The 25,471-nt window shown below is 43.9% G+C and carries 21 protein-coding genes; 5 read left to right on the forward strand and 16 right to left on the reverse strand.

What is annotated here, in order from left to right; genetic code table 11:
• Together ACH2DQ_RS20965 and ACH2DQ_RS20970 are read right to left on the reverse strand one after the other, a co-directional pair.
• A partial coding sequence (locus ACH2DQ_RS20965; RefSeq protein ID WP_395028194.1) for an ABC transporter substrate-binding protein occupies positions 1-1,041 on the reverse strand: 1,041 nt, incomplete at its 3' end.
• A gap of 42 nt (positions 1,042-1,083) precedes the next feature.
• Positions 1,084-2,526 (reverse strand): beta-fructofuranosidase, encoded by a 1,443-nt coding sequence (locus tag ACH2DQ_RS20970; protein ID WP_394914535.1) that lies wholly within the window; start codon positions 2,524-2,526, stop codon positions 1,084-1,086.
• A gap of 258 nt (positions 2,527-2,784) precedes the next feature.
• Here ACH2DQ_RS20970 and ACH2DQ_RS20975 point away from each other — a divergent pair, with 258 nt between their 5' ends.
• Positions 2,785-3,816, forward strand: a complete 1,032-nt coding sequence (locus ACH2DQ_RS20975) for a LacI family DNA-binding transcriptional regulator (RefSeq protein WP_395028196.1) — start codon at positions 2,785-2,787, stop codon at positions 3,814-3,816.
• 208 nt (positions 3,817-4,024) lie between these two features.
• Here ACH2DQ_RS20975 and ACH2DQ_RS20980 read toward each other — a convergent pair whose 3' ends face one another.
• From ACH2DQ_RS20980 to ACH2DQ_RS21005, 6 genes are all read right to left on the reverse strand, one after another.
• Positions 4,025-4,768 carry a response regulator gene (locus tag ACH2DQ_RS20980; protein WP_395028198.1) on the reverse strand — a complete coding sequence of 248 codons (744 nt, stop codon included), beginning with the start codon at positions 4,766-4,768 and terminating at the stop codon, positions 4,025-4,027.
• Positions 4,769-4,885: 117 nt separating this feature from the next.
• On the reverse strand, positions 4,886-6,451 hold the full coding sequence (locus ACH2DQ_RS20985) for an ADP-ribosylglycohydrolase family protein (protein WP_395028200.1): 1,566 nt from the start codon (positions 6,449-6,451) through the stop codon (positions 4,886-4,888).
• A complete protein-coding gene (locus ACH2DQ_RS20990) occupies positions 6,448-8,292 on the reverse strand; it encodes a sensor histidine kinase (RefSeq protein WP_394914539.1) in 1,845 nt (614 codons plus the stop codon). The genes ACH2DQ_RS20985 and ACH2DQ_RS20990 overlap by 4 nt, the downstream gene beginning before the upstream one ends.
• Complete coding sequence (locus tag ACH2DQ_RS20995) at positions 8,289-9,059, reverse strand: carbohydrate ABC transporter permease (RefSeq protein ID WP_395028202.1); 771 nt, start codon at positions 9,057-9,059, stop codon at positions 8,289-8,291. The genes ACH2DQ_RS20990 and ACH2DQ_RS20995 overlap by 4 nt, the downstream gene beginning before the upstream one ends.
• Before the next feature lie 23 nt (positions 9,060-9,082).
• Entirely contained in the window at positions 9,083-10,018 is a 936-nt protein-coding gene (locus ACH2DQ_RS21000) for a carbohydrate ABC transporter permease (protein WP_394914541.1), read from the reverse strand.
• Positions 10,019-10,034: 16 nt separating this feature from the next.
• On the reverse strand, positions 10,035-11,384 hold the full coding sequence (locus tag ACH2DQ_RS21005; RefSeq protein ID WP_394914542.1) for an ABC transporter substrate-binding protein: 1,350 nt from the start codon (positions 11,382-11,384) through the stop codon (positions 10,035-10,037).
• A 418-nt stretch (positions 11,385-11,802) separates the two neighbouring features.
• Between ACH2DQ_RS21005 and ACH2DQ_RS21010 the strand changes: the two genes are divergently transcribed.
• Positions 11,803-12,294, forward strand: coding sequence for a pyridoxamine 5'-phosphate oxidase family protein (locus ACH2DQ_RS21010; RefSeq protein ID WP_394914543.1), 492 nt, complete (start codon positions 11,803-11,805; stop codon positions 12,292-12,294).
• Between the two features lie 175 nt (positions 12,295-12,469).
• Here the strand turns inward: ACH2DQ_RS21010 and ACH2DQ_RS21015 are convergent, their stop codons facing one another.
• Positions 12,470-13,663 carry an alpha/beta fold hydrolase gene (locus ACH2DQ_RS21015; RefSeq protein WP_394914544.1) on the reverse strand — a complete coding sequence of 398 codons (1,194 nt, stop codon included), beginning with the start codon at positions 13,661-13,663 and terminating at the stop codon, positions 12,470-12,472.
• A gap of 130 nt (positions 13,664-13,793) precedes the next feature.
• Here ACH2DQ_RS21015 and ACH2DQ_RS21020 point away from each other — a divergent pair, with 130 nt between their 5' ends.
• Positions 13,794-14,426: a TetR/AcrR family transcriptional regulator gene (locus tag ACH2DQ_RS21020; protein ID WP_394914545.1), complete on the forward strand. Its 633-nt coding sequence runs from the start codon at positions 13,794-13,796 to the stop codon at positions 14,424-14,426.
• On the opposite strand, the gene ACH2DQ_RS21025 is transcribed toward ACH2DQ_RS21020, so the two are convergent.
• A complete protein-coding gene (locus ACH2DQ_RS21025; RefSeq protein WP_394914546.1) occupies positions 14,375-14,884 on the reverse strand; it encodes a GNAT family N-acetyltransferase in 510 nt (169 codons plus the stop codon). The genes ACH2DQ_RS21020 and ACH2DQ_RS21025 overlap by 52 nt on opposite strands.
• A gap of 170 nt (positions 14,885-15,054) precedes the next feature.
• On the reverse strand, positions 15,055-15,810 hold the full coding sequence (locus tag ACH2DQ_RS21030) for an SDR family NAD(P)-dependent oxidoreductase (protein ID WP_394914547.1): 756 nt from the start codon (positions 15,808-15,810) through the stop codon (positions 15,055-15,057).
• 63 nt (positions 15,811-15,873) lie between these two features.
• Here ACH2DQ_RS21030 and ACH2DQ_RS21035 point away from each other — a divergent pair, with 63 nt between their 5' ends.
• Positions 15,874-16,632 carry a LysR family transcriptional regulator gene (locus ACH2DQ_RS21035; RefSeq protein ID WP_394914548.1) on the forward strand — a complete coding sequence of 253 codons (759 nt, stop codon included), beginning with the start codon at positions 15,874-15,876 and terminating at the stop codon, positions 16,630-16,632.
• A 28-nt stretch (positions 16,633-16,660) separates the two neighbouring features.
• Here the strand turns inward: ACH2DQ_RS21035 and ACH2DQ_RS21040 are convergent, their stop codons facing one another.
• The 5 genes from ACH2DQ_RS21040 to ACH2DQ_RS21060 form a co-directional block, all read right to left on the reverse strand.
• Positions 16,661-17,743 carry a GGDEF domain-containing protein gene (locus tag ACH2DQ_RS21040; RefSeq protein ID WP_394914549.1) on the reverse strand — a complete coding sequence of 361 codons (1,083 nt, stop codon included), beginning with the start codon at positions 17,741-17,743 and terminating at the stop codon, positions 16,661-16,663.
• A gap of 514 nt (positions 17,744-18,257) precedes the next feature.
• Positions 18,258-19,526: an Ig-like domain-containing protein gene (locus tag ACH2DQ_RS21045; protein ID WP_394914550.1), complete on the reverse strand. Its 1,269-nt coding sequence runs from the start codon at positions 19,524-19,526 to the stop codon at positions 18,258-18,260.
• A 117-nt stretch (positions 19,527-19,643) separates the two neighbouring features.
• Positions 19,644-20,237 carry a hypothetical protein gene (locus ACH2DQ_RS21050; RefSeq protein ID WP_394914551.1) on the reverse strand — a complete coding sequence of 198 codons (594 nt, stop codon included), beginning with the start codon at positions 20,235-20,237 and terminating at the stop codon, positions 19,644-19,646.
• Between the two features lie 268 nt (positions 20,238-20,505).
• Positions 20,506-21,282 (reverse strand): SDR family NAD(P)-dependent oxidoreductase, encoded by a 777-nt coding sequence (locus ACH2DQ_RS21055; RefSeq protein WP_394914552.1) that lies wholly within the window; start codon positions 21,280-21,282, stop codon positions 20,506-20,508.
• Between the two features lie 30 nt (positions 21,283-21,312).
• Positions 21,313-24,126, reverse strand: a complete 2,814-nt coding sequence (locus ACH2DQ_RS21060) for an acetoacetate decarboxylase family protein (protein ID WP_394914553.1) — start codon at positions 24,124-24,126, stop codon at positions 21,313-21,315.
• A gap of 196 nt (positions 24,127-24,322) precedes the next feature.
• On the opposite strand from ACH2DQ_RS21060, the gene ACH2DQ_RS21065 reads away from it, so the two are divergent.
• On the forward strand, positions 24,323-25,471 hold a 1,149-nt coding region (locus tag ACH2DQ_RS21065; RefSeq protein WP_395028208.1), incomplete at its 3' end, for a CdaR family transcriptional regulator.

Below are 25,471 nucleotides of genomic sequence, written 5' to 3' on the forward strand. Positions count from 1 at the left end.
TGTCTTCGCCCCATCTGCGGTTGGCAGATAAAAATAATCAATTTTCCCCGCATCATATGCTTCCTGCATTGCACCAATTTCCCAGTCACCGATATAATACATTGCGGATTTCCCGTCTAAGAACATAGACTGGGCGGTGGCATAGTCCGTTGCCGCAAAGCCGTCGTTAAAATACTGTCCGATATCCTGCAGGAATTTAACGCCTTTCATCCCCACCTCACTGCTCATGGATTCTTTGCCGTCCCGCAGGCTGATTATAAAATCATTGCCGGTCTCACGGAAAGGCATCATAGCCAGGTAACGCTGTACAGGCCACCGATCCACACCGTCCACGGAAATCGGTGTCACTCCATTCTCTTTTAGGGTTTTGCACACATTCAGCCATTCATCCATAGTCTTTGGTGCCTGCAGATTGTATTTCTGGAAAATCTCTTTATTGTACCAGGTCATTTCCACATGATATTCCAGTGGGAGGGTATACATCGTTCCATCGGTAAACTCCTGATACTTCAGCGCTGTGGGATAAAAGGAATCGTATTTTCCATTGTCCTCCAGGAATTTCTTCACATCTACCAGCATTCCTGCATCCACCAGCTCCTGACAGTAGGGATCCGCATCAATATCTATAATATCCGGCATATTTCCGCCAGCGATCAGGGTCTTTAACTTTTGCAGATAAGAAGGGCGGTCTGCTGTTGTCTCAATTTCAATCTGCCAGTTTCCTCCCTTTTCCTTGCTGTACTGCTCTGCAATCTCCCTCATAGTCTGGTCAATTGCCCCGTCTACCGGTCTGGATGTTAACCATTTGACACTGGTTACCTCATCCTTATCTCCCTTTGCACCAGCCTCTTCACTGCCGGAATCACTTCCTGTATCACTGCCTGCATCATTTGCCGCATCACTTTCCGCATCACTTGCCGCATCACTTGCATTCTTTTCTGTTTTCACTTCCGTGCCTTTATCGTTTCCATTTCCACAACCCACTGCAAGCACTGCTGCAGCCGCAACTGCCATAATAACACCTAATGTTTTCTTTTTCATAGGAATACCTCTTTCCATCCTTTAAGTACGTGTTTCCACTTATTAAGAGTTCGTTTTCACACAGTAATTTAACAATTTGACACTGCCCTGAATCACATAGATTCCGGCTTTTCCGCCCTTATAACGATACATTCTGGTAGACATTGCCGTCTCATCATTAATATACAACACACAGATATCATCCTCCCGGACCAGAAATACTTTAAACCGCTGTCCCCCGGGTAACTTTCTTGCAGTCTCGATCTGATATGGAACATCTCCTTTTATCTGCCATTGGTACAGCCCTTTCTCCGACCTGGGCCACATATCCCAGGCTGCCTGATTCCGTTTCCGGTTCATACGCAGGAAATAGCCCTTTTCCAGTCCTTCATCCGTATGTAATGCGATGCCGAATTCATGTGCACCCGCAGCCTCGAATTCCAGTTCCGCCGAAAAACAGTCTTCCGGTATATCATACAAAATTGCCCCTAAGGTTTCACTGGAAATATCTCCCTCCGGTGAAACGCTGCAATTATAGTAATCCGGTGCTCCCGGTCTGGTTTCTGTCTGATAGAAGTTCTTCAGCGCCTCCGTTGGCACAGTGCGAAGCAACCCGGTTTCCCTTTCCTGAACCAGTTGGTGAACAGCCATGGTACCGCCCCATTCCCAGGGTCCAAAATCATCTGCCCCGTATTTGCTTGCAATCCAGCCAAACGCATATCGTTCCATCCCGTCAGAAGCTGTCTTAATTGCATAGTTCGCTCTGGTGTCAAACACATCATCTTCCGGTATCAGCCAGGGACCGAACAGGCTTTTGGAATAACGGTAATGTGTGGTAAACTGATCGGAAAACGTGGAAAATACCAGATACCAGTAATCACCCATCTGAAAAACCTCCGGGCATTCCATAGTAATATACATCCTTGGGCTGTAAAATGGTTCTGCATAGGTCCAGTTCACCAGGTCTGCAGACTTTGAAAGCCCGATACAGCCGCCCCTTAAATCCCCGGAATCTTTCAGCCTGGCAGCCAGTAACATGTAATAGCAGTTTTCATCTTCATTCCAGAAAACATAAGGATCACGCCAGTCAAATTCTTCATAGATCACACCGTCCGCCGCAAAGAGGAATTCCTTTCTTGTTTCCAGGTGTTCCGGATCCTCTCCCACTGCCTCCATTACGGTCTGTACGCTTTTTCCATTTATCTTGATATCTGCATTAAATGCCGTATAAAATGCATGGTAAATCCCGTCCCGGTCTTTCACCACCGATCCCGTATATGCATTTTTGTTGGGTTCTAAATCACCTCCCCTTGCAATGGCTTCTCCTCTGTATTCCATACTTTGGAAATCACGGGTTGTCACCAGATGCCAGGTAGTTTCTTCTGCATATTCTTTCTCTTTTAATCTCGGATCATGAAGATAAAAACCATAATAAGTTCCATTCTCATAATAAGGGATTAAATCACCTACCCATGCATTTTCCGGCTTGTAAAACAGCTTTTTCATATTGCTTCTCCTTTCGTGCAATTATCGCTAATGCACTGATGCATTTTCTTTTGTTAGTATCTAAATATTAGCATATCATCCCTATACTTTCAACCTTTTCTCTCTATTTTTTGTATATTCTTTACAATTTACTAGTATTTTTTTGTGGTTTTTGTGTATGATTTATATATTTATAAATAATTATGGTGCATTTCGTGCATTAATGATTGATTTTTCATTTTTATGTGCTATAATGGATACTAAACAGGAGGAGTATTTATGAAATGCACGATTAAAGATATTGCAAAAGAACTGAATTTATCAAGAAATACGGTAGCAAAAGCCCTGAAAGGAAGCAGTGAAGTCTCTCCTAAAACTCAGGAACTGGTTCATGCAAAGGCAAAAGAAATGCACTATATCAGCCACACCGAGATCTCCCCCGCCGGGCAAAAGCCTGCCAATAAGGGGTCCATTCTCTTTTTAACCCGCACCTATGCAAATGATTCCGAATTCTGGAGCAGCGTTCTAAAAGGAATCGAAGCCATACTGTCTGCTGCAAATTACCACCTTGTTCTGGGTATTATGTCAGACACCGATTTAAAAACCCTTCAATTCCCGGGTTCCATCTACGATCCCAGCATAAAGGGCATAATCATTGTGGAGATTTGTTATGAATCGGTATGCAAAGCACTTCTGCAGTTTCACCTGCCAATCGTGACGGTTGATATGCCAAAGAACTACCACGGCCTGATGGGGAAATTTGACATCATTACAATGGAAAATAAAATAAATATTTATAATATTACAAATCAGCTTCTGGAAAAGGGGGCGAAAAGATTTGGATTCATAGGTGATATTTACACTTCAAATGTAGGCAGAGGATTCCAGGAACGGTATGATGCCCTGAATGAATGCCTGAAAGAACATAATTTAAAATTAGACCAGAAATGCTGCCTGCTCCATGAAACAACAGACGACTTTCGGAATTTTGGATTAGTGATAGAAAAAATTCAACAGATGTCAGTCCTCCCCGATGTCTTCATCTGCGGCAATGACTGGCTCGCCATCCAGCTGATCTATGCCCTGCAGTTCTTGGGGTATAAGGTTCCAAGGGATGTCAGTGTAACGGGATTTGATAACATTCCCGCCTCAGAACGGATTGTCCCCGCGCTAACCACCATCAGCACCCCCAAAGAATACCTCGGCATAGCTGCCGCTAAGCAGATCATAGAACGGATTGACCATCCGGATGCCCCCTGTATCTTTGCCCAGTATGCAACCGAACTGATAATGCGGGGGTCAACTATATAATATTTGAAAATAATGCCGGCATTTTCCATAACATTGCCGGCATTTCGCAATCATTTCCGGTATTTCGTAGTACATTTCCGGCACTTCGCAATCATTTCCGGCACTTCGCAGTACATTACCGGCATTTCCCTTCGTCCAGCTTCCCCAGCCCGGCGATGGGTTTTGTATGGGTGCTATAACTATAGCTGCCCGTTGTTATCAACATATCTCAAAAAATTGAATTGCGGTATACAGACGGCAATTCTCCAACCTCATTCTTAAATACCTTTGTAAAGGCACGGTAATCCTGAAAACCAACCTGCAGTGCAATTTTCGCAATACTGTCATCGGTAGTCAGCAATATTTTCTTAGCCCGCTCCAGCCTGAGCCTGGTCAGGTAGGCGTGGTAATTTACACCCGTTTCATTTTTGAAAATCCGGCTGATATAAGCCGAACTTAAATAAAATTCTTCCGATAATTTTTGCAGGCTGATATCTTCCGATAAATGTTCCTGTAAATATTCCGTCATTCGGTAAATAAGCCGGTTATCAGTATCTGGCGGCATCTTTTGTTTTTCTTTTTCCATTTTATCATGAAGAAGTTTTAATTTTAAGTCTTCAATCACTTTTCCAAAGCTGCCAAAATTAACCGGCTTTAAAATATAATCCGCAACTTGCAGCCGCAGTGCTTCCCTGCAGTAGGAGAATTCATCATACCCGGATACCACTATGTACGCGGTATCCGGTCTGTGCTCCTGTATAATGCGAATCGCTTCCAAGCCTGAGATAATGGGAATATTAATGTCCATTACGACGATATCCGGCTTATAAGTTTTCGCACAGTTTACCGCCATCATACCATCGGTAGCTTCACAGACAATCTCACATCCATACAACTCCCAATCGAGTAATTTCCGAAACCCTTCCAAAATGATTACTTCGTCATCTACAAGCATTACCTTCAGCTTTCGCATTTATGTCTCCTCCATTTCCCCGGACCGAAACCAAATGGACATGTATCCATGTACACCCGGCAATATCCGGGAGGTAAAATGCCCCGCCGGACTGCAGCGGGGTTTTGTTATTATTATTTATGCTTCTCTCATCAAAGTAACTTTAACATCTCCATAGGAATGGCGTCCCTCCAGCGCAGTATCTATGATCAGTTCTGCTTTACTTCCTTCAAACGCATCCAAATTAAAGGTAAATTCCACACATGCCTCTGAACCATGCAGATTGTTCAAGGGCAGCAGCACGCTTTTTGCGCCCACGACTTCCACTCCGGAAGGAGTATATAAGGTAATTCTAGCCCACTGCTGCTGGCACATCGCTTTTACATTAATTACTGTGACTCTGATGCTTCTGTCTGCACCATGCTTAAAATGCACAGATCCTTTGTAATCCACCATCACATGAAAAGCCGGAAAGGACTGGCGCACCACAAACGGTGAGAGGGCACAGAGGCTGCGTATAGGCAGTAATTCACTTTTCCCGCCTCCATTGCCATTAATAAGCGGCAGATAATCATCCGTTTTCCTGCAATACAGGTCATCTCCATCCTTACAGTTTATAACCATGCCGTCTTCTGCAAGGATATCACACTCGTCCTGCCCCAGGAATGCGGGCATGATCCTCATAACACGGTTAGACAGCTCCGTTGCGGTCTGGGGAACCCACAGCATGTGGCTGGTTTTATCAATGCATAAGGTCGCTATTTTGTCATCCAGCGGTTCCATCCACTTCCGGGGCAGATTGGATACTCCTTTTACGATACCCAAGACAGCTCCAAGGGTTGCGCAGGTACAGTCTGTATCCTCACCAAATGCTGCTGCTTTGCAGAGGCAATCACCAAAATCTTCATTTCCATAGAGCCAGCCCGCTATAGTAAACGCCACATTTTCCGGTGCATCAAATCCGGGAGCTCCAATCTCCAGCCCCTCATTATCCAAGGCGTTTATCTCACTCAGTTTCACTCCCTGTATACCAAAGGTGCCCGGGGCGGTATTATGAATTTCTTTTCTCGCTTCCCGCAGACTTAGTCCATTGTCGTAACACTCAATTGCTTTTTTTATTGCACTTGCAGTTATGCTGTCCTCAGGAATATAGGACAGACCGATGTCGATCAGCTTCCTGGTATTGCCTTCCACAAATGCCGCACTCTGCAGTGCCGCAAAGAAGATTTCCCCATACATACCCTCACCTGCATGATCAACAATGGCATCTTCATATGCATAACGTGCAGCTATTTCCGGATGTCCGGGAGCCAGGCATGCCCAGATCTCTGAACGGATATAGCATCCGCAGCTGTCTTTGTAGGTATTGTCTGCTACACCGGAAAGAGGCGGCTGCAATCCGGCACGCATATTAGCCTTCCCCATGCCATATTCTACCCAGTTGGGAATAATAAAAGACAGCCAATATTCCCCCAGTATAGCTGCATCTACGCTGCGTCCATAACGCTCCACCGCTGCCAGCCATACAATCTGCAGATCCAGGTCATCGTTGGGCGGCGGTCCCATGGATAAATCCTGTGTATAGAAGTCAATATCGTTTATCTGACGAAGTCCCTCAAATGGCGCACCCAGCACACCTCCAATATTTTTACCTGCCCAGCATCCCATTACCTTGTCTTTGTATTGTTCAAATTTTAATTTCATTCCGTTTCTCCTTTTCTATTTTCGATATAAAAAGTTACCGTTACTCCACCTTGTAAATTTTCTCGGTAAATCAGCCCCTGTTCCAGGGGATAGTACATTTTCAGCCTTTTCTGCACATTTTTGATTCCAATGTGCCTGTCTTCCTTTTCATCTGATCCAACAGTCTCCTCTTCCATCAAGAGCTGTTTCACCATAACCCACGCATCTTTTTCCATGCCCACACCGTCATCGGATACCATTATCTTCACATAATCACTGCGCACCTCATCCACTTGCACCAAGAGACTGATTGTTCCCCGGTAACCTTTATTACGCAGACCGTGCATCACACTGTTTTCCACAATTGGCTGCAAGATAAAATTTGGAATCTCCGTCTGCTCCAGTGCCTGGTCAATATCGTATGTGCACCTGAGATTGGGATACCGGCAGCTCATCAGTCCCAGATATGCCTGTACTAATTTCACTTCATGGGCAATGCTGACGATCTGACTGTCAACCTTTACACTCAGACGGAAAAAATCTACCAGCATCAGAATCATTTCAGCCACTTCCATATCACCGTTCAGTTCCGATTTCAAACGGATTGTATCCAGAGTATTATATAGAAAATGTGGATTGATCTGATTCTTCAAATAGAGCAGGGACATTTTCTGCTGGGATAGCTGCGCCTCCCGAAGCCTTACTTTTCCTTTATACTCCGACTGGATTAACTCATTGATCCTATCCATCATTTGGTTAAACGCCGCAATGAGCTGCCCCACCTCATCTTCTGCTTCTACTTCAAACCTCATATTCAGTTTATCCGGATCAAAGCTTTCCAGTGAATGGGAGAGGTTTAATAAAGGCCGCAGTGTTTTCTTCGTAAAGAAATAATTAAAGAATACCGTTACTGCCACCAGGGCAAAAAATAATCCGCTTAATATTTTCATAAACAGCATAGCATTACCGGTAATAATTTTCATGGGCTTTCGTATAATCAAAGTCATGCTGCTATACTCTGAAGTTTGATAGGACACCAGATACTGTCCCTTTTTACAGGTGCCTTTTTTACAGGTGCCTTTTTCGCAGATGTCCAGACTGCTGTCTTCTATACTCTTCCCGATGTTGTCCAGCCTGCTGTCGCATACAATATCTCCTTCATCCGTAATCAGGGTAAATTCCGAATCCCCATCCAGATATTCCTCCAGTACCTCCTGCATCACCTCCACCTGAGCAGTTAAAACGATGTGCCCAATCCGCTTGTTTGGCGAAAAACCATTGACCTCCCGCACCAGATACAGACATGTATTCTTTAAGGGATTTTTTAACAGCGGAGCATAAAACCGCATGAAATCCGGCTGTGTTCCCAGGCGCATAATACATCCGTTAATCTGTCCCTCCTGCATTTCCCAGGTTTCCATTTCCCGGATAAAGCTTTCAATATCATAGTTCAGTTTCCGGGCAGGATTTAAAGTATCATTTGCCATAATTAAAGAATCTGCATCGAAAATATACACGCCGTCAATATCTTCCCGTATCGTGATCAGAGAGGTATATAACGCATTCAGATATTTTTCAGAAGCCAGTTGTTTGCGGTATGTATCACTTCCATAGCTTTTCAAAATATCCTGTGTCTTTTCATCAGAATAACACATCATGGATACTCGTGCCATATCCTTTAGTTTATTGTCTGCGGAACTTAAGGAATTGGCGAGATACACGCCCATTTTCTGTTCTTCCCCGGCGATGGACTGCCTGTAATTGACTACGCCCAGAACCATGCCCATAATAATAAATCCAATCAGGCTGATCAAGGTATTTACCGCTGTAACCCTGGTGCTTAAACGTCTGCCCGCACTCACCCCTTAACTGCCCCCGCAGTCATGCCCGCAATGAGAAATTTAGAACCGAATATATAAAATACTGCAATTGGCAGCAAGCAGATCACAAGGGATGCATACATGACTTCTATGGGGAAGTTCTGGGATCCGGCTGTCTGTACAAAGCGCAGCGGAACCACAGATATAGGCTGCACGGAAGTATCATTAATAAAAATCATTGCCATCTGTAATTCATTCCAGGCTCCCAGAAAAGTCTGTATCAGCACAAATGCCATACCCGGAACCGCAATGGGCATCATAACCTTCACAAACGTTATAAAGACTCCTGCACCATCAATACGCGCTGCTTCCATTAATTCATTGGGCAGACCGTCAAAATAATTCTTCAAAACCATCAGGTTAAAACAGCTGTTCAGGGTCGCATAGGGGAAGATCAGAGAAAACGCCGTATTATTAATATGTAAGCCTTTCACGATCTGGAAAAGTGGAAATATCAGCGCTGAGGTGGGGATCATCATCCCCGTTAATAACAGGTAATACCATATCTTTTTCCCCGGAAACTCTAGTTTTGAAAATGAAAATGCTCCCATGGCAGATACCACCGATACAATCAGCAGGGTCCCGAATACTACAATAAAACTGGTGAGGAAATTAGGAAGCAGATTGACTTCTTCAAATACTTTTGTATAATTCCCTATCCCATTTCCCTCAAAGGATCGGAACAGCATCAATATCAGCGGAAATAAAAACAGGAATGTAAATATAATGCATATAGTCTGCCCGAACAAACTGAAAATCTTCGAAGTATTAATTACCCCGCCAGCTCCTTATCTTTATCATTGTGATAATACATTTTCAACTGAATCAATGTGATTACCATGGCTATCACAAACATAATCACGACGACTGCCGATCCTTCTCCCTGCTTAAAAAGTGCAAACGATTTTTTATAGATATAGGTTGAGAAAAATTCTGTAGCATAATTGGGTCCTCCTTTCGTCAGCACGAAGGGCAGGTCAAAACATTTTAATGATCCCAGCATCCCCATGATAAACAGCGTATAGTGTGTACTTCTTAGCAGTGGAAACGTAATCTTCGTAAACTGCTGCACCTTATTTGCTCCGTCTATTGTTGCCGCTTCATACAGATCACCGGAAATGTTCAGCATATTGGCATAGTACATCAGCATACTATATCCCGTCCATTGCCAGATATTTACGAATACAATACAAGCCAGCGCCCACTTTGGATCAGCCAGCCATTGCTGGCAGAGGTTTTCCAGTCCCGCATTTCTAAGAAACAGATTTAGAAAACCTCTGTTGGTCTCAAAAATTTTCGAAAAAATATTTCCCACAATCGCCGGAGTTGCCACTACCGGCAAATAAAAGATAATCCGATAGAAACCGCTGAAACGAATCCTTCTGGAGAAAAATGATGCAAAGACCAGTCCCAGAAAAGCCTGAATTACAATTGTACACAGAGCAAAAATGACAAAGTTTTTAGCAATTTTCAATATTACAGGATCGGTAAGTATCGTGGCATAATTTTTTAATCCAATAAAGGTCTTATGAATATCAATTCCATTCCAGTCGTAAAAACTGATTATGAAATTGTAGATGATAGGATACACGATGAACACACCAAAAAGTGCTGTCAGCGGCAGGATAAATAAATATCCGTGAAAACCTTTTCTTTTCACAATGCAAAGGCTATTTCCCTTCATATTATGCAAACGTTTTCCCTTCACATTATTCCCTCCCATATTATCTTTGCTGGGCTTTTGAAGCAGTCTCTACCGTCTCTGCCGCCTCTTTCGGCGTCACTTCGTTTAAAGCCAGTGAAATCAATGTATCCGTTATACTCTGCTTCAATTCTGCATAAGCCATCTCCCGGTAACCGGCAACATTTGTTTCAGCCTGTTTTTGGATATAGTTCAGATTTTTAAGTCCATCCTCACTCATCCCCTGAACATCCAGTTTAAGATCCGACCTGGACGGGCAATAGAGGAAATATTGATTTACCAGAATGTCCTGACCATCATGCAGCATATAATCAATAAACTTCCATGCTGCTTCCGGATTTTTCGTATTTTTATTCATGCACAGGCACACATCCACACCCGCTGTCACCGGGCATACCTTGCCATCATTATTCCAGTCTATTAAAAAGACATCATGGTCTGCCCCCTCCTGATTGAAGACTTCATTGATCTGGGGATCCGCCTTATCCAGATAGGTGCCGCCAGCCCAGGAACCATTTAATATCATGGGAATGCTTCCCTCCTTTTGAAAAAGGTCCGCGGTATCGCTGTACATATTTACTCCCAGAGCACCATCCTGAAATACCCCCTCAGTAAACAGAGACTGCCAGATCTCAAAGGATTCCACCAGTTCCTCATCGGTAAATGGCACTTCCCCCTCTATTGCTGCATACAGCTTTTCAGCGTTAATGTCATTGGCAATACTCATCCAGGTGTCAATATTAATCCAGGCATCCTTGGCTCCGATTGCCAGGGGATACTGCCCATTATCCCGAAGAGTTTTTGCACTGCTTTTCAGGTCATCCAATGACTTGGGGACATCCAGATCGTTATCTTTTAACATGTTCACATCTGCCCAGGCATATCCTGCATAAGTAAGCCCCAGTGGGAGACCGTAATAATTGCCGTCCTGTTTATCCTTCAGCAAGTCTTTGCAGTAATCCAGAAACTGGGATTCCCAGTCCTTTCCCCATGCTTTCTCAGCATAATCTGTGAGGTTCATTTCAAAATCCTGAAATTCCTTAATCGTTGTTCCTGTCTGCATTCCGAATACATCCGGTCCCTGCCCGCTTGCCATATCAATCTTCATTTTCTCCACATGGTCAGAATAAGGCATATAAACATATTTCACTTTAATGTCCGGATTTTTCGATTCAAAATCTGCTATCAGTTTTTGAATTGCCTCACCTTCACCGGGATTCCAGGTTTGAAACGTAATTTCCGTCACTTCTGCCTTTGTGTTTTCCCCGTCAGAAGCTGCACTCTCCCCGCTGCCTTCCTTAGAACCACATCCCGAAAGACAGGCTCCCGCCACACAAACTGCCAATCCACTGTAAATCCATTTCTTTTTCATGCTCAATAACCTCCTTTTCTTCTTGATTACAAAATACATTATATCTGTTTCTGTTTTAGCAATATACCCGTTTTTTTGTTCATAATGTGTCTGTTTTATACATAAAGCACAAGCGTCGAACAAGCTGAATATCTGTTACTGCCCATTTAAAGTCGCCTTTGGCGAGGGGCAGATGCCTGAATGCCGCCACTTTATGGGCTCCTACCCGTGCAGCCAAGTGCACGGCAGGGTCTGAACAGGAACGAACATCTTAAGCAGTCACGAACATCTTCTGTATTATCTCGCAATATATAAACAGATGTTTACTTCTACTTGTAGAATATGGTAAAATAATGTACATGGAGATTGTTTTACTAATCTCGTAGTACGATAATGCGGTATAATACCGTCAAGTTTATCTATCAGGGAGGATTAAAAAATGAGTATGTTTCAAGAAGGTATGAAATTAATTGAAGAGCAGTTTGGCAATGGTAAAGACAATGTAATTTCTCTTGGTACGATTGCCAGAGAAACGACTCCTGACGGAAAGCCTCGTCCTGTTGTCCGAAGTGTGAATGCCTATTACGAAGATGGTACGTTCTACGTTGTTACATATGCGAAATCAAATAAAATGCTTCAAATTGCTCAAAATCAGGAAGTATCTGTTTCCGGTTGCTTAGAAATGTTTACCGCCAATGGAGTGGGCGAGAATCTGGGCTGGGTACTTGATCCAAAGAACGCCGAACTAAGAACAAAACTTCGCACCGCTTTTGCTGACTGGTATGATATGGCGAACAATGAAAAGGATGAGGACTGCTGTATTTTAGCAATTCTGCTCACAAAAGGAACGTTAAATGTGAATCATTGGGAAAAATTGTACCACCTTGATTTTGTGAATCAGACAGATATGGAGAACGGGGGGATTTTTTAAGTCCTACCAATGGTAGAAGCCCGCAGGGATAAGACGCTGTATACCTATCCCTATAATATATCCGGTTATGAACAGATAGATATCAATGGCGTATTTGATAAACTGACCATCTTTTAAAAAAACGTCTTTGAAATTTGCATAAATTTCAAAGACGCCAAACATTCTGAAAAATCCATTACTGAATTTCCTTTATCTTCACCAGTTCTTCTACAAACTTATCTCCTTCATTGATCCAGGGACTGTGTCCGGAGTGTTCAAACCATACGATTTCCTTTGAAGGTGCCTTCAGTAGATCATTATATTCCTCCACCAGCTCCACCGGCGCATTGATATCATGGCGTCCAAGGAAAAAATACACCGGAACATCAATTTTACGATAATCTTGCCGCAGATCAATTTCATACAACTGCGGATATACATGGTTGAATGTGTCGATAATCCCCCGAATATAATTGAGTTTATCAATTAACCCATACTCAGACGAAAACAAATCCCGAAAGGTATGGTATCCGTTATTTTGAATAGCGGGATTGCTTCCCATATATGCCGAAAGATAATTCAGGTATTCTGCACTCTTCCATGTTACCTCTTCGCCAAAATACGGCGGCTTCCCATTTTCCTCTAACTTTTTCACTTTATCCGTATCATTTCTGGAGACCGCGATTTCCAATGCTTTATTATAGTCCTGCTTCTCTGTTTCCAAAAAATCCACCATCTGTCCGGTACCGATAAAAGCATAATAATCCCGAGGATACTTCCCGGCAAGAAAAATTCCAAGTGCACTTCCCCAGGATTCCCCAGCCAGATATATTTTGTCTCTGGAAAACCGGCTGAGCAAGTACTGGGTAAGGGCATTTCCGTCTTCCACATAAATCTCCGGGGTGAGACTGTCCCTGTTTATTGCATTATAAGATTTTCCCGACCCTGGCTGTTCCCACCCAACAACTACAAAATGCTCCTCCAGACGGGACAAATCATGGCGAACTGCCGCAAGCTGGGAACCACCGGGACCTCCAGCCAGAAACAACAGTATCGGATTACGACTGTCCCGCCCCCTGATACTGATCCACTCTTTCCTGCCGTTTAGCGTAACTTCCGTCAGTTCTGAAATGCTTCCCTTAAGTTCTCTGCCATTTTCATCTTTGACCAGAGGTGTGGATGCCGCCGCCTGGCTAATTCCAATCAAAATCCCCATTATCAGAACAGATCCCCCAAAAACCAAACCGTTCCAACGAATTTTCATGAACAATTTCCCTCTCGAAATACTCTTACATCCTTTTACCAGCCATACCGCCAGTTTTACAATCACCATGACAAATGATAACACCGCCGCCAAAAGCAACACCACAAACAAAATTACCCAAATCATAATACTGCCTCCTTTTTTGACCACTGTTCAAATTTATCTTATCATAGCATTATTTTGAACGCTGGTCAAGTACACGTTTTTGTGTTATACTGATGAAGGAACTTTTATATTGGCAAAAGGAGTTTTATTTATGGGAAAAAGAGATTTCATCCTGGATACGATGCAGGAATTATTAAAAGAAGAAAAAGGAGCCGCCTGCTCCGTAAGTGACATTGCAAAGAGAGCTGGTATCGCAAAAGGCGGGCTATATTATTATTTTAAATCAAAAGAGGAAGTCTTTGATGCATTAGTAGAACGTACTTACGAAAATGTCATAGAAAAATGCAGGAGTTCCATTGCCGATGCAGCATTAACTCCCCTTCAGAAATTAGAAATGATATACAAAACATACCGTGGAACCTTAATTGCAGCCAGTTTAGACGAATATCTGCACCAGCCGCAAAATGCACATATCCACCAAAAATCACTGGCTGTCATTTTAAATTCCCTCTCTCCCATCATCGCCGGAGTTATCCGTGAGGGAAATGAAGAGGGAATATTTCACTGCAGCTATCCTGAGGAAATAAGCGAATTTATCATGTCTATTTTTTGTTTCTTACTGGACCCTGGAATTTTCCGCTGGTCCAATGAGCAGATGCTCACTAAGCTTCAGGTATTGGCTTCCATAATCGAAACACAACTGGGTATACAAGCGGGAAGCCTGGCATTTTTCTATGCCAGTTCCCCCGCTAATGCCGGTAAAGCATCACCTGTAAGGCGGTAAATTGTCCACTCATCCATAGGAATTGCTCCCATACGTTTATAGAATGCAATTGATGAGGTGTTCCAATCCAGACAGCACCAGTCCATTCTTCCACAGCCCCGGTCAGTGGCAATTTTCGCAATACATGCCAGCATCAGCTTGCCGTACCCATGGCCTCTTGCTTCCGGTAAGACAAACACATCCTCCAGATACATGCAGGCTTTTCCCTGGAAAGTGGAAAAGCTGTGAAAATATACTGCAAAGGCCACCGGCTGTCCGTTTTCTTCTCCAAAGACAACTTCTGCCTGGTTTTTTACAAATATGGAATCATAGAGAATTTCCTCAGTCGCGACCACCTCATCCTCCATTTTCTCATATACTGCCAGTGCCTTAATGAATTTTAGAATTAAAGGTGCATCTTCTTTCTCTGCAAACCGGATTCTGAATGACGGATCTTTTGTTTCTAAATATTGTGCCATGTGTTTCCTCCCTTTTCTTGATTTTATCTTTTTCGGATCATGCATTGCATTTCAATGCTTCCGCATACTATACTACCGTCTTTTACATAAAATGTCAAAAGCTAGTGCCTGGTTATTTGTGCAGCCAGCCACAGCCAAGGGGTTTCAACCTGCTGAGAAACAAAACGTATTCAGATAAGCATTCCATTGTTCGGACTGATGATCTGCCCGGTCATGGAACTTTGAACCAGAATGCTGCATACCAGTTCGGCAATATCTTCCGGTGTGGAAATGCGCTGTAACGGTAAATCTCCGCTAAGGCGGTACATCTTTTCCTCCTCCCCTTCCCACCACCCGGTAGAAATCGCAGCCGGTGATATACAATTTACCCGGATATCCGGTGCCAGTGCACGTGCCAGGGATTTTGTAAGGCAGTGAACTGCTCCTTTGGATACCGCATACGGCAGTGAAGAACCGGAACCTGTGATTCCTGAAATACTCCCCATATTGATTATGGCACAGTCTTCCTGTTTTGCTTTTTGTCTTTTCATGATAGGTGCAGCCGCTCTGGCGCAGTAGAACATTCCTTTGACATTCACGGAAAATAACTGGTCCCACACTTCATCCGTCACACTTACCAGATCCGATAAATCTATCTGTTTTGTGATCCCTGCATTATTGACCAGATAGTGAATGGAACCAAAGGCATTCTCGGTATCCCTTACCAGTTTTTGTACCGCCGCATCATCTGATATATCAGCCTGAAGTGCAATTACCCGACCTCCCATAGCTTCTATGATACGGGCAGTATCCAGGGCTTCTTTCCCTGATCTGCAGTAGTTTAATGCGATTGCGGCGCCATATTCGGCAAGCTTTAAACATATTGCTCTGCCCACCCCCGTTCCACCTCCTGTAACAATGACTGTTTTATCTTCCCATGTTATCATTTCATCTGCCTCCTCATCTTTTTCTCTATTATACATTTCAGCCGGGATCGTGTATAATAGTTATTGGGTACCACCCTATTTATACGCCATGGCAAAGGAGTCACGCTGACAGAAGACGGCGAAAAGCTGCTGCACTATGCGGACTCCATTCTCGAAATGCTGGATCATGCTCTGGCTGCATTTCCAAAAGACTGTGAAAAACTGCAAATCGGAGCCTCGCAGACACTGGCTGCCTCCCGGCTGCCCTTCTGGATAGCTGCATTCAGAGATAAATACCCGGATATCCGATTGTCGGTTGCCACCAGCAGCCAGGACAGTCTGATCCAGAGCCTGGAGAAGCAAGTTCTTGATTGTGTATTTGTGGAACCTGCTTACATCTCACACCGGGTGAAATCCATCTTTTCATTTACGGAAGAATTAAGCGTCATCGCACCTTTGGAAAGTTCACTGGAATCCCTGCATTTTCGCCCCATTATCGTGAACGCTTTGACCACCTGTCCTTTTCGGAATCAGCTTGCAGCCTGGTCTTTTTCTCAAAATCACAAGGAACCTGCAGTCATTGAGTTTGATACGGCTGAGGCGATCATAAATGCCGTGTCATTAGGTATGGGAATCTCCCTGCTGCCCACCAGCCTGATTGCCGGAAAGGATAACCTCTGCGCATATCAAATACCGGAAATAAAATGTTTGGACCTGCATATGGTAACCCTTTGCGGACAGCAAAGCAGACAGGTATATCAGTTCAGAGACATTGTGGCATCCGGCAATCCCCAAATGAAAATGATCACAGCAAGCAAAAATGCCCGGGCAGTAAAAAATTAACCTGCACAGGCACTTTATTTCGGAAGCATCAGCTTTTCGTTTCTAAGAATCGAATTGTATAATGTCCTTTTCCCATATGTTTTGATTGATATAACGCTTTATCACCGCACTTATAAAGCGTACTGTAATCCGTACTGCCCTGATTATAAATACAACAGCCAATACTGACGCTTACCGGTGTATGATGAACAGAAGCAATCTGAAGTGCCTTTATATTATCATAAAGCCTTCCCAAATGCTGCCTGCAAACAGATTCGTCCGCACATTTAACACTGTAAACCACGAATTCATCTCCGCCCATTCTAAAAAATACATCATCTTTAGAAAAAAGGCTGCGGATCACCTTTGCGATTTCCTGCAAAACTTCATCACCGCTGGCATGGCCATATGTATCATTGATGTATTTAAAATCATCAATATCCAGAATGCAAAATGCGCCATACACCTTTTGCTCAGTAAGCTGCTTGATTTTCTCTTCACCGATACCCCGGTTATATATCCCCGTAAGTACGTCAGTTTCCGATTTCTCCCTGAATTTCACATAGTTCTCAACATTTTCAAGTCTGTCATCCAGGATAAAAAAATTAACCCCTGCGGCCAGAAAATAAAATGCCACTAAATCAATAAAGTCTTCTAAAAACAACTGAAAATCCTTAGCCAGATAGTTACAGATGCAATATATAACAGCAATCACCGTGATATAGAGGCACACTCTCCAGGGCTTATCCAAAATAAATAAAGGAAGTATTCCAATAAATATCATAATCGTAATGGACGGCTGCGTGGGATCCAGGAAGGTTCCCAGCAAAATCGCCATAACCATAACAGGCGATATCACTCCATAAAAAGCAAACAAGATATGACGGGTCCTCTTCTTCTGCAGAAAACCGGCAAGAAAAAATATGGCAATAAAATAGACCGCCATAATCAGAAACTCCGTCTTAAAAGTAACCACATCTTTCAATAACAGGGAAAATAATAAGACTGCAATGGAAATAACAACCCCAACAACAGAAAAGTCCATTAAGCTTTTGTAATTTCTTATCCTGATCTCTTCTGCATATAAATCAACTGTTTTACCTAAAAAATTATTTTTTAGTTTCTGGAACATTTCCATCTCCTTTATGTCTTATATGAATCTAGTACATCATAAAATAAGTAACTGACTCTTAAGCCGATATAAATTTTTGAGAGTGCTGTTTCACAAACGTAGGCGTAGCGGGCTACGCTGAGGCTTGTGAAGCAGCGCTATCGGAAATTTAGATTGGTTTAAGTGGCAGTTAATTAATTTACGATGTACTAGTACTGCATCCTGCCAGAAACCAAGCTGACAGTGTTACTACACTGATATTATTTAACTTTATCGGGTCAAATTCATACGCTTTAGAGCGTGTTTTAAAGTATGTTGAATAATTGTGAATGAATTTTATAACACACTTTATTAGTATAACACAATTTAATTTTAATTTCAGCAACATATCATTGGCAAATCTAATTAGAAAATGAACAACATGAACAACTGTTACATTAGGGAAATCAAAAAATGCCGGCTGACCTGTTACATATTACTATCATCAGTTCAGCCGGCATATTTTTGTCCGGTATTATATTATGCTGTTTATCCTTTATTTTACCGTAACCGGTATTTCTTTTTTAAATCCATTACAGGATACCCGGATTATGGTATTCCCTTTTCTAATACCTTCTACCTGTCCGTTTTTTGACACGCTCGCGATAGTTTTATCATCGCTTTTATAAACAATCTTTTTATTTGGTTTTGCGTAAACTTTAAGTTTAACTGTTTTACCTTTTTTTACACCGATACTCTTTGTCTTGATTTCTAAAGAAGGTTTGCTGACATTAACGGTGCATTTTGCTTTTTTCCCATTTGCTGTGGCTGTAATGGTTACTCTGCCTGTCTTTTTCGCTTTCACCTTTCCATTTTTAACAGTGGCTGTTTTGGGATCGCTGGTCGTCCATTTAACCTTGTTACCTGAGACTTTCACACCGTTTACCGATGCACTGAGTGTAGTTCTGGTACTTATTTTATTATAAATCGTAACCGATTTACTGTTCAGTGAGATCGTTGGTTGTTTTACTTTAACCCGGCAGCTTGCTGTAAGTCCGTCTTTTACCGCCTCTATAGTTACAGTCCCTTTGCTCACTGCAGATACTTTACCGTTTTTAACCGTTGCAACTTTTTTATTGCTGGTCTTCCAGGTTACGGATGATCCGCTCAGCTTCTTTTTATTCAGGTATGCTTTTAATGTAATACTCTTTGGCGAACCTTTTAAATACAATGAAACGGATGATTTATGAAGCGTCATTGCCCTTGCCGGCTGAACCGGCTTCTCTGTCTCCTGGGGTTTTTCCGTTTCCGCCGGAGTTACCGGCTTTTCCGTTTCCTGGTTATGGTTACGATCATTATACTTTACATTCACTGCAACACCGCTGTAAGACGCTGCATTTACATTTTCATCCAGAATAATCATTTCACCGCTTGTTGTAAATTTGGGGATTGCTGACAGTCCCTTTATGGTAAACAGCCCAAGCTCCGCTGTATCCCCTTCTGAAATGGGTGAAAGCTTGTCCGCATAAAAGGTAAAGATGGTTTTTTTCGGCTCTTTCTTAACGATGACCTTCTGATAGCTGGATTCAGCCTTATCTGCCCACTCCATCGTATAATCCGGTACTTCCTGATCCACAGTTAAATCAAACTGCAGGGAATTCGCTTCCACATTCCAATTATGTATTGTTATTTTATACTGATCCTTATTTTCCGTTTCCACTAGCTCCACTGACGGATCCGTAGAAGCTGCCAAAGCAGTTGCAGACCAGATTAAGGCTGTCATCATGATAATTAATAAACTTTTTCCTATCCTATACTTTTTCATTCGTATATCTCCCTGCTGCTTTTCTAAATATCATCCTTAACTCTATGAAGCGTCTTTTTATTCCATTTATAATCTGTACGCTCCGCTTCGGGGTGTGTATTGAAATCAGTCCGATCATCAGTTGCCGTACAGGTCCATTACCCTCTGTACCATAGATTCCACATCTGATTTTGTCACTGCCTTTTCTGCTCCATCTATATCACTTTTTTTCAGCACTCCTACCCTTTTCAGATTTTCCACATCTGACATTGCCCATTCGGGAACCGCGCTGATATCTACGTCTTCCTTCTGCTTTTTACTTGCTTCCGGCTCAGGCAGTGTACCAAATGCCCGGCTTACAATAACCAGCATATCCACACCGTCCGCCTCTTCCTGTTCACGGTCTTCCAACCCCTTCAGCAGTGAATCTCTTCTTATCCGGTTACCATATTTGGCAGCAGTCTCCACCAAAAAGTCTGATGCTTCACCTAAAGTCATCTTCTCTGCCGATGCCTGGGAATCCGCTTTCTCCTGACCCCCCTGGGTTTCCTGGGGCGTTTGTGTCTCTCCCGTTTTTGAAGACTCCTGGGTTTCTCCAGCCTTCTGTGTCTCCTGGATCTTCTTCGATTCTTCCGTTGTCCCACTTTCTTTTGCCGCAGGACTGCATGCTGTGATGCCAATTGCACATCCCAGTAAAATTCCAGTTAATACAGCCGCCTTTTTTGCTTTCAAATTAAATTCCTCCTTATATTAAAACTTCCCTAACATTTATTATATTAAATTTGTAGGAATAATCAAGTAAAACCTTTCTTTTCTGTTGAAACATTGCAGATAGCATTACAAATGTACAGCGCATGTGCAATGCTTATAGCAGTATCACCATCCTATTTTCAAATGTTCAAAAGCGGATATATGCTAAGAATCATGTTGTTGATAAGGGCCTTTTTACGGGGCAGCCAAAAAGCCGTGACTGAATGCCACGGCTTTTGACTGCAACCCATTATACAATAGCGCCTCCGCCATCTACGATAATAAACTGCCCCTGCACATAACTGGACGCATCACTGGAAAGATAGAGTACGGTTCCATTCAGTTCCCCTTTTTCCCCCGGTCGTCCGGCTGGATTCATCATGGAATATCCCTGTAAGAACTTCTCGGACTTAAACAGTGTACCACCGGTCATCTCCGTCTCAAATAAAGCAGGTCCGATCGCATTTACCGTAATTCCGTATTTGGCATACGAGCATGCCATGCCTTTAGTCAGTCCAAGAACCGCAGACTTGGATGCGTTATAGGAGTGACGGATAAACATATCTTCTTTATCCGCGATGACTGCGTTGACAGAAGCAATGTTCACCACTTTTCCATATTTCCGTTCTTTCATCTGAGGAATGATATACTTGGACATGAGGAAAATGCCTTTTACATTGGTATTAAAGGATTTATCCCATTCTTCTTCTGACATGCTGTCTACACCGCCGCGTACCGCAATACCTGCGTTATTTAACAGGATATCGATATGTCCAAAACGATCCAGAATCTGCTGCACCGCTGCTTTTACGCTTTCTTCCTTCGTCACATCACAGCCTGCAGCCATGACGTTTCTGCCTGTTTTTTCGATATCGGCTTTTACCTGATTCAGCTTTTCCACACGTCGTGCAAGTATCGCCACATCTGCTCCCGCCTCTGCATAAGCCAATGCTGCGTCTGCTCCCAGTCCGGAACTGGCTCCTGTCACAACTGCAACCTTTCCTGTTAAATCAAATAAATTCTTCATTTTTTATGACCTCTCTTTCTTAAAATAATATTAAATGCGTCCCGTTTCCATAAATGCGGTTCTGTCATACCGCCCGGTCAGCAGATAAGGAATCACAGTATCGGCATCTAAGTTTTCCGCCAGATTCAGTTTATGCACCAACAGGCTGTTTTTAGAATAAGCACCCCCTACAATGGTATGAATGGGAAGTTCTGCCCAGGGATCATCTATACTGGACTTCAGATCCAGTGCAGTCAGTCCCGGCTCCCAGGATTGATAATTATACTCGCAAAGGTTCATCAGTAATGCACCATTTCGGAAATGGGATACGCCATTTTCATCCGGCTCTCTGTCAAAGTGATAATAAAATCCTCCGCCATAGGTCTTCTTTCCTGCTTCGGGTGCCTGGTACAGGGTATGGGTCAGCGGGCTGTTATATTCGCCAAGCTCCATGGATGCCTCTACCAATTGTGTGCCTCTTCTGGTGACGCTGGCTGTCACGGTATTGCCATTGCGCCGGATGACGAATTCCCCTCCCAGTTTTTTGGGAATACTGCCATTGTCACGCCCGCATTGGACGGCCATCTCGGCTCCCGGTCCTCCCAGCACCAGCCCCAGGGGATACAGTCCTAAGGTTTTGCCATAAGTGGCATAAACGCCCAGAATAGCTTCATAATAATCGTCTGCAAAGGTAGGGTTTTTCACATGGCAGACGGACAGGGTAACCACCGGTATTGAAAATGGTTTCAGCGGCGGCGGCAATAATCTGGCAATGGCTGCCGGGTCCGACAGATAGCTGATATACAGCCCCTCCTGATTATCCATTAATGAAATCTTTCCAAACTGAGAGATCTCTTCGTCAGCTACCCGGAAGCTTGGTACCTTTTTCTTTTCTGCAAACAGTTCCCTGCCTGCTTCATACCCGGTGCGGACAGCAGGGGCGATGGTGCCGTCCTTTACTGCACTTCCCACTGTCCTAACCTCGATATTCTTATCTTTCAGCCCCTGAACAAGTGAAGCATCGGGACGAAATCCCAGAGAAAGCACTACTGCCTCAGCGGACACATCCACTTCCTGATGATCTTCTGTCTTCTCTAAAAGCACTCCATCCGATCGAACCTCTTTTAAGGCATGCCCAAGGAGATACTCTGCCCCATACTTTGCCAGGCGTCCGCAGACATCTACTACATTTGTATGATTGCATCCGGGTGCCACTTCACCAAGCATATCTACGATTGTCACTTCATTTCCCAGGTCGCCCAGATATTCTGCAGTCTCCAATCCCGTCAGACCTGCCCCGATTACCACGACCTTTTTCTCTTTCAGATTTGCTTTCCCACTCAGTACTTCTTCTACGGTATAAACGTTCTCACCATGAATACCAGGAATCTTTGAAGGTACTACGGATACGGAACCAGTTGCAATGATCACTCCGTCCGGCTCACATTCCATAATTAACTCCGGAGTTGCCTCCGTATGCAATCTGACTTCCACACCCAGTCGCTCAAATTCTTCCTGGTAATAGTCTGCAATCCACTGCATTCGCTCTTTCAGAGGCGGTTTCTTCGCCAGGTTTATCGTTCCGCCCAGTTCCGATCTGCGGTCCATCAGCACAACTTTCACCCCCCGCAAAGCTAATGTCTGCGCCGCACACATGCCCGCCGGTCCCGCTCCGACAACCACAGCCCGATGTCCCCTGGTATCCCGGGGCAGTCCATTGTACTTTCTCTCTCTAGCCAGTCTGGGGTTCAGAGCGCATTCCGGGGGAAGTCCTGCTGCATTATATTCATTCAGGCTTTCAAAACACCGCAGGCAGGAAATACATTTACGCAATTCTTTTTCCCTGCCCTCCTGTACCTTTCTTCCCCATTCTTCATCCGCCAGCCACGCACGCCCCAGAGATACAAAGTCTTCCACTCCCTCCTCCAGGAACTTCTCAGCCACAGCCGGTTCCCGGATTGCGGACACGCCGATTACCGGAACTTTAACATGGCTCTTTACTGCCGCCAGCAGATCATGCCGCCACCCTTGGGCGAAGGAAATAGGTTCGATACAGGTCATTCCCGTTTCGTAAAGACCGCAGCTTGCATCCAGGAAATCAATGCCTGCCTGTTCCAATGCTATGGCGATCTTAATGCCGTCCTGAATATGAATATAGTCCTCGGTTACTCCGGTCTGATTCAGAAACTCTTCCACGGAAAGGCGGACGCCAACCGGAAATTTTGCACCACATGCTTCTTTGATTCCTGAAATGATCTCCGTTATGATGCGCAGTCGGTTTTCAAAGCTGCCTCCATATTCATCTTCTCTTTTATTGGTATACGGGGATAAAAACTGCTGCAGCAGATATCCGTGAGCCGCATGAAGCTCCACTCCGTCACAGCCTGCCTTCTGAACCCGTACTGCACCGCTTATAAATTGCTGCACCAGTTGTTTGATTTCTTCTGTGGTCAGGGCACGTGTCTCCTGCTGCAGGTATTTACAGGGTATTGCAGAGGGAGCCGCCACTGGCTGACCGCCCAGCAGCGCCGATACGGTTTCCCTGCCCGGATGATGAAGCTGTATAAAAATCTTAGCTCCATGCTTATGTACTGCATCTGCCAATTTAGATAATGGTGCGATATGCCGGTCTTTGGTTACCGATAACTGCCTCATAAGTCCGGCTCCATGCCCGTCATTGATCCTGGTTATTTCCGGAATGATAAGCCCTGCCCCTCCTATTGCCCGCGCCTCATAAAATGCAATCATATCATCGGTAGGGGTTCCGTCCAGATTCGCCAGCCCGATTCCCATGGGTGACATGACCAGGCGGTTTTTCATTTCTACATTTCCAATTCTTCCTGATTCAAATAGTTTTTTATACATACCATTACCTCCTGAATTTTCAAACACGTACGAACGTTTCCATAAACTAACCATATACCAGAAACAAATGTTTTTCAACGTGCACCATGTATGATAAATATTTGACAATTTGTGCACCATACACTATACTAAAAACAAAACTTCGTTTCCTTCCACTGCTCCCCCTCCAAAACTTTCCGTAAAGTGAGGTAGTCCTATGACATTTCAACATTTAATCCAACAGCTGAACAATGAATTTTCCACCCATATTGTGTCCTCCGGCCAGGAATGGGAGATACAGGATATCGCCCTTCTGGATACGCGGCAGAAAGACTTTTTTCACAATACCCTGTACTTTGGTTATGATCACCAAATGAAAGACTGTAATGACTCCTCGATCCAATGTATCTTAGCCGATACCGGTAATAGTACTGCATGTTCTGCATATTCGGGCAATTGCGCTTTGGTGGATGAAGCTTCCCTGTTTGCTGCTTTTAACTATGCAAAAACGATGATAGAATCAACCCGCAGCAAGGGCCTGTATGAAGAACTGGCAGCACTTGCAGACAGGACCCGATCTATGGAAGCCGTGTTGAATGCTGCTTCCATCCGCCTGGGCAATTCGCTGGTACTGAACGATATTAATTTTAAAATAATTGCTTCCTCCACCTCTATTCCTGTCATTGACCCCCTCTGGAAATCAAATATCCGCCAGGGCTACTGCAATTATGACTTTATCGGCGCCGTCCGGCTGCTGGAACCGCTGAAAAATGCCGCCCAGACCACCGATGCAGTGGAGGTTACCTGCACGGAATCCCCCTACCGGAAATTGAGCAGTAAAGTTTTCCATAATGGCGTGCAGGTGGGATTTATCCTGATGATCGGGGGCGAAACAGCTATCCTTCCTGTCCACCGTGAAATGCTCAGTACCTTAAGCCAGGTGATCAGTTACATACTCGCCCACTATATGCCGGATTTATTTCCGGTAACCAGCCCCCACCAGCAGCTGCTCTATGACCTGTTAATCGGGGCACCCTCTGAAGAGATTGCCCCCAGGCTTAGTGGAATCGCTTTTCCACCCAGGATGTCTGCCCTCTGCATCAGCCCCACACAATACCTGGGCAGCCGGTATCTCAAGGATCACACCGTTAAAAACCTGAAGCGCCTGTTTCCCGGCACCCATGTTACCTATCATAAGAAGAACGTGATTGCCGTAATCCCATTAGAAGAAGACGGGGACATCAGTGGAGAACATTTAGAAAAACTTGCGGATTTTTCCAGGAAGGAACATGTCAGAATTGGAATCAGCAATGCATTTTCCCAGATAAATAATTTCATGCTCCATTATGAGCAGGCGAATTCTGCC

Source organism: Robinsoniella sp., from assembly GCF_034124845.1.

Excerpts from the sequence above, each read along its gene's own strand:
- ACH2DQ_RS21040 (WP_394914549.1), bottom strand. The coding sequence starts at position 17,743 with ATGTTCCAGAAACTAAAAAATAATTTTTTAGGTAAAACAGTTGATTTA.
- ACH2DQ_RS21025 (WP_394914546.1), bottom strand. The coding sequence starts at position 14,884 with ATGGCACAATATTTAGAAACAAAAGATCCGTCATTCAGAATCCGGTTT.
- ACH2DQ_RS21020 (WP_394914545.1), top strand. The coding sequence starts at position 13,794 with ATGGGAAAAAGAGATTTCATCCTGGATACGATGCAGGAATTATTAAAA.
- ACH2DQ_RS20980 (WP_395028198.1), bottom strand. The coding sequence starts at position 4,768 with ATGCGAAAGCTGAAGGTAATGCTTGTAGATGACGAAGTAATCATTTTG.
- ACH2DQ_RS21060 (WP_394914553.1), bottom strand. The coding sequence starts at position 24,126 with ATGTATAAAAAACTATTTGAATCAGGAAGAATTGGAAATGTAGAAATG.
- ACH2DQ_RS20985 (WP_395028200.1), bottom strand. The coding sequence starts at position 6,451 with ATGAAATTAAAATTTGAACAATACAAAGACAAGGTAATGGGATGCTGG.
- ACH2DQ_RS21055 (WP_394914552.1), bottom strand. The coding sequence starts at position 21,282 with ATGAAGAATTTATTTGATTTAACAGGAAAGGTTGCAGTTGTGACAGGA.
- ACH2DQ_RS21015 (WP_394914544.1), bottom strand. The coding sequence starts at position 13,663 with ATGATTTGGGTAATTTTGTTTGTGGTGTTGCTTTTGGCGGCGGTGTTA.
- ACH2DQ_RS20975 (WP_395028196.1), top strand. The coding sequence starts at position 2,785 with ATGAAATGCACGATTAAAGATATTGCAAAAGAACTGAATTTATCAAGA.
- ACH2DQ_RS21005 (WP_394914542.1), bottom strand. The coding sequence starts at position 11,384 with ATGAAAAAGAAATGGATTTACAGTGGATTGGCAGTTTGTGTGGCGGGA.
- ACH2DQ_RS21030 (WP_394914547.1), bottom strand. The coding sequence starts at position 15,810 with ATGATAACATGGGAAGATAAAACAGTCATTGTTACAGGAGGTGGAACG.
- ACH2DQ_RS21045 (WP_394914550.1), bottom strand. The coding sequence starts at position 19,526 with ATGAAAAAGTATAGGATAGGAAAAAGTTTATTAATTATCATGATGACA.
- ACH2DQ_RS21010 (WP_394914543.1), top strand. The coding sequence starts at position 11,803 with ATGAGTATGTTTCAAGAAGGTATGAAATTAATTGAAGAGCAGTTTGGC.
- ACH2DQ_RS20970 (WP_394914535.1), bottom strand. The coding sequence starts at position 2,526 with ATGAAAAAGCTGTTTTACAAGCCGGAAAATGCATGGGTAGGTGATTTA.